General features: G+C 59.9%; 4 protein-coding genes and 1 pseudogene. 1 reads left to right on the top strand and 4 read right to left on the bottom strand.

The features are described 5' to 3' along the window. Positions 1–62 precede the first annotated feature (62 nt). Positions 63–2,078 (bottom strand): class I tRNA ligase family protein, encoded by a 2,016-nt coding sequence (locus ACWI8T_RS08135; protein WP_449138578.1) that lies wholly within the window; start codon positions 2,076–2,078, stop codon positions 63–65. Next, a complete protein-coding gene (sppA, locus tag ACWI8T_RS08130; RefSeq protein WP_449138577.1) occupies positions 2,075–3,280 on the bottom strand; it encodes a signal peptide peptidase SppA in 1,206 nt (401 codons plus the stop codon). Before sppA ends, ACWI8T_RS08135 begins: the two co-directional genes overlap by 4 nt. Before the next feature lie 113 nt (positions 3,281–3,393). Between sppA and ACWI8T_RS08125 the strand changes: the two genes are divergently transcribed. Continuing rightward, positions 3,394–4,008, top strand: a complete 615-nt coding sequence (locus tag ACWI8T_RS08125) for a VanZ family protein (RefSeq protein ID WP_449138576.1) — start codon at positions 3,394–3,396, stop codon at positions 4,006–4,008. Positions 4,009–4,211: 203 nt separating this feature from the next. Here ACWI8T_RS08125 and ACWI8T_RS08120 read toward each other — a convergent pair whose 3' ends face one another. Both ACWI8T_RS08120 and ACWI8T_RS08115 read right to left on the bottom strand, forming a co-directional pair. Next, positions 4,212–4,661 carry a YhcH/YjgK/YiaL family protein gene (locus ACWI8T_RS08120; protein ID WP_288169308.1) on the bottom strand — a complete coding sequence of 150 codons (450 nt, stop codon included), beginning with the start codon at positions 4,659–4,661 and terminating at the stop codon, positions 4,212–4,214. A 162-nt stretch (positions 4,662–4,823) separates the two neighbouring features. Next, positions 4,824–5,040: pseudogene (locus ACWI8T_RS08115) on the bottom strand (phospho-sugar mutase); the annotation flags it as partial.

The raw sequence follows: 5,040 nt of genomic DNA, 5'->3' as shown, positions 1-5,040 counted from the left end.
CGCTTTCCGGCGAGCAGGCGCTTTCGCCTTATTCATACGAGTCCTTTTCCGCACCGTGTGTCTTATTTGAACTGCGATTCGTGCTTCGCGAAGAAGTCGGTGCGCGGCGGAAGCTCCACGATGGCGTGGCGGCCTGCTTCGACGTCGGCGGCATCGCACAGCTCAGCCATGTCCTCGAACGGCGCGTTCCAGCTGAACACGCGCTCGGCGGGCAGGCCCAAATGCTCCACGATCTTCTCGCAACCGTCGGGCGCCACAGGATGCATGAGCAGCGTGGCGACACGCAGCGTGAAGAAGCTGTCGACCAGAATCTGACGACGCATGTCAGCATCGTCGGCGCCCTCGGCGGCCTTAATGCCGTCAGCCCAATGCTTCTGCGCCCAGCGGATGAAGTCATCCATGAGCGTCATGATCGAATGCAGCTCGGCCTTGTGCATAATGGCCTCGTATTCCGCCATGGCCTTGTGGCAGCGCGCCACCACGTCGGCCGCGGGAGCGCCAAGGGGCATGAAGCCCTCGAAGTTCTTCTGCGCCTCATAGAAGCAGCTGCGCGCCAAGCGGTTGAACACGTTCGTGAGCAACGCGCCTTCCTTGAGCACGGGGTCGGCCACACGGGAATCGTTGCGCTTCGCCTCGTCAACCTCGAACGGCTTGGGCTTGAAGCCCACCGATTTCACATCGAGGCCCAGACCAAGCCAATGGGCGCGCAGCTGGTCGACCGTATAGTGCTCGAGCAGCTGATCGGCCGAAGGAGGCTTCACCGCGCCCGAAGACGACGCCTTCACCTTGCCGAACAGAATGTGATGGTTCGCGATGAGCGTCGTTTGCTGCAAGTCGCCCGGCTGCGGGTACGCGACCTCGGCATTGCCATTCTCGAGCGCCATCCACAGCGCGGGCTGGGCAACGCCGTAGAAATACAGGTTGTCTTGGCCGATGAACTGGTACACGCGCGCATCGGGGCTGCACCACCAGTCGCGCACCGCGCTCAGCTCTTCGCCGCGAGCCTCGAGCGCCGTGGCCGAGAAGCTCACAGGGGCCCACAGGCTTTCAGGCCAGCACCACACCGTAAGGTCGTCCACGCCTTCCATCTCGGGCACCTTCACGCCCCATTCCACATTGCCGGAAATGCGGAACGGCACGAGCGCCTTGCCCGTACGGAAGCGAATTCCGGCAGCGGTGAGCTCGTCGCGAGCGGCATCGCGCGATTCGATGTTGGCGAACTCGAGTTCAAAGCTCTGCTTGTTGCCTTCGGCGGCATGGAATTCATGCGCAGGCAATTTCGACTCGATAGCGCGGTAGTCGGCCTCGAGCTCGTTTTTGATATAGATGACGGGCGGCACGAGGAATTCCTTGGCCGTCTGCGACACCACAGGACGCACCTCGGGGTCGGCCTCGAGGTTTTCGGCAATCTCGCCAAGCTGTTCGCGGAAATTCGGCAGGTCGAAATACCAATTGCGCACGGGACGAAGCTCAGGCACGCAACCCGTGAGCGATGACGTGGGCTTGATAAGGTCGGCGGGGTCGAACTGGTGGCCCAGGTCGCATTCGTCGGCATAGGCCTTTTCCGACTTGCAGCCCTGCACGGGGCAATAGCCATGCACCTGGCGGCCGTTGAGGAACTGGCCCGCCTCAGGGTCGTAGAACTGCAGCGTTTCCATAAGGCGCAAGTGGCCGTTTTCGTGCAGCTTTTCGAGCAGGTCGTTCGTCACGCGCTGATGCACTTCGCCCGCGCGGCCAATGCCCGAACCCTCGTAAATGGAAAGCGAGATGTCGTAAGCATCGAGCGTCGCCTTCTGCGCATCGTGGTTGCGCTGCACATAGTCGACAATAGTGCCCTCGAAGCCCTCGTTTTCGCAGGCCTTGCGGTAGCCCTCCTGGATAGGCGAGCCGAAGCAGTCGGTGCCAGAAACGAAGAGCACATTCTGTTCGCCAATGCGGTCGCGAAGGAAGCGCGCATAGGCGTCGGCGGGCACGAACACGCCCGCAACGTGGCCGAAGTGCAGCTTCTTATTGCCATAGGGCATGCCCGCGGTAACAACCGCACGCGCAGGCCACGTCAGTTCGCTGGTATAGCTCACGAAAGAACCCCCTCGTTCTTCAACAGTTCAATCAATTTCGCGGCGGCGGCCGAAGTGGCCGAGTCGCTGTCGCTTTCAGAAAGTAAATCCATCAGCGAGCCCAAGTCGCTCGACTGGGTAAGCGTAATCACATTGTAGTCGGAACCGAGACCCGCGAGTTGCGCGGCGGCTTCAATTGCGTCATCGAAAACGCCCACTTCATCGGCGAGGCCGTTCTCGACAGCCTGCTCGCCGGTGAACGGAAGGCCCGTCGCAAGCGCGCGAGCCTCATCAAGGCTCATGGAGCGCCCCTCTGCCACGTTTTCGACGAAGACTTCGTTCGTCACATCGATGAGCTCCTGGTAGTAGGCGCGCTCTTCGTCGGTAAGGGGACGCGTGCCGTAGCTCGAATCCTTCGATTCCGCCGATGCGATATTGTCGACCTTGATGCCCAACTTGTCGAGCAGCTCCGAAAGATCGGTCACCTGCATCACCGTGCCAATGGCGCCGATATCGGTGGTCTTGTTCACGTAAATCAGGTCGGCCTGACTCGAAATCTCGTATGCCGCGCTGCAATTCATCGACGCGCTCGAGACCACCACGGGCTTGCTGAAGCGCTTCACGTATTCAGCCATTTCCTCGCCCGCCGTTGCTGTGCCGCCGCCCGAATCGACGCGCAAAACCACGGCTTCGATATCGTCGTTTTCCTCCGCCTGGTTGAGCAGCGACGAAAGGCCCTCAGGAGAGCAGGCCGTGCCGTCGTATTGAATGGTTCCCGAAATATCGATGACCGCAACGGTGGGTCCAACGGTGAGCTCTTCCTCAACAGAGCCCATGCCAAAATTCGAGAGGGAATGCACCGCATTCGAGCACGACATGGCCCCAATGGTAAAGCAGAATACGACGGCGAACAGAATCACGCCGAGCGCAATCCAGGGCGCCATGCTCTTTTTCTTCGGCGCGGGCGCGGCATACGCGGGCTGCGCCGCGGGAGCATAGTACTGCTGGGCGTAGCCTTGCTGGCCGCACCCGGGCTGGGCGTATTGCTGAGCGCCGGGCTGCCCGTACGGCTGCTGCGCTTGAGGCTGTCCATACGGCTGGGACTGGGCAAACGGCTGCGCCTGGCCCTGAGCGTACGCCTGGCTTTGCTGCGCGTCAAAACCCTGCGGCGCCGCAGGTTGCGGCGGTTGCTGAGGTTGCTGGTTCGTGTGGTCTTCGGCCATGGATGCGCCTTTCCGAATGTGAATGTATCGCACGCGTGGATATAACTTATTAATGGTAACGAAAACCTTGGCCGTTGCGGCCGTAACCCACCGATTTGATAGAATCACAAACCATGAAAACTCAATCTCGCATCACAAACAAAAACGCGGGCACGCCCACGTGCAAAAGTTCGCACACCATCGACGAATCAAAGGCTACAACCAGCGAAGAGCTCGAAGGCTCGAATCGCCCTCGCCTCTCTCGCCGCGCATGCACGCTTCTTTCATGGGCCGCCGTCGCGATTATGCTCGCCTTCATTTTCTGCATGAGCGCGAAAACGGGCAACGACCTCGATAACCACTCGGGCATCGTCTCGATCGTCAAAAACCTCTTGGTTGCGGGCGCCACGGCGCTCTTCGGCCACGAGGTCGACGTATCGCCCGTGGGGCATTTCACGGAATACCTGCTGCTCGGTGCCGCGCTTGCAAACGCGCTGCGTTTCACGCCGTGGACCATATTCGAGAGAAACGCGACCGCGCACCCCGCAGGCATGCTCGGCGACTTCCCCAACCCTCTCGTCGCGCTCATCCTCTCAAGCCTTTATGGCATAAGCGACGAATTCCATCAGATTTTTACCCCCGGCCGAAGCTGCGACCCTATGGATTGGCTTGTCGACACCTGCGCCGCAGCCATTGGGGCCGCTATCGTATGGACGCTTTTGAAGAATCATAGTTCACGCCCTCGATAGTGCGCCCAGAAACTGAAGCCTGCTAAATGCTCGAGGCATTTAGCAGGCTTCCGCATCCGGCACGCGAAAGACCTCGGGAAACGAAGAAGAGCGGCTGGAATAAATCCGAGCCGCTCTTCTGCATTACCGACGTCGCCCGCCGATGCTTATTAAGCTTAGGACCTTTTAAGTACGGGCGCCGCTGATAGGTGCAGCATGCCAACCTACACCAATACTTTGAAGACGCACTTCTTGTTATGGGAGGCGCCATCGACCGCAATACCCGGTTTATGGGCATCGTCGGGGAAGTATGCCGCGAAGCTGCCCGGCTCAAGAATCACCTGGGTAGCGGCCTCGCCCTCGAGCAGCATGAAGTCGCCCTCTTCGTCGAATTCGCCGGCTTCGCACTTGGCAATCACCTGGGAATCGATGCGCTCGATGCCCGAAGCCACGACCTGCACGTCGATGTAGCGCTTGTGCGCTTCGAACTTGCAATCTTCGAATGCCTTCGAATCATATTCAGCAACGTTCACATACAGCGCATCGCCGTCGATATCGTTGCGACCGCACGGCAGCGCGGACAAGTCATGCTCGCGCGCCCACTCGATTGCGCGGCGAACGCCTTCGTGGCCAATAGTCGACAAATCGGTGCTTTCGATATTTCCGAAAATCATGGGATGTCCTTCCTTGTTGCGAATCCCAAAACCACGCATTACCACGCGGCACGCCCATTATAGCGAGCCTCGCAAGAGAGATTGGAACAACGTGGCTCGGCACGAAGCCCGTACACGTTCCGTACAAAACGGGCGGCCCGAAAGCCGCCCGATATACAACCTTTATTTCAGCAATTCGCGACCCGCGGCCTCAAGGGCGTCGAGCAGCGCGTCAGCCGCAGCGCGGTCGGCATCCTTCGCGAACACATAGAGCTTGATTTTGGGCTCGGTGCCACTCGGACGCACGATAACCTTGTTGCCGCCTTCAACGTCGAACTCGACGACATTTGCCGAAGGCAAGCCGTTCACGCCACCCTCGTAGTCGACCACGGCTTCAACG

This window comes from Slackia sp., assembly GCF_977041755.1.
This window is presented reverse-complemented; position numbering and strand designations above follow the sequence as displayed.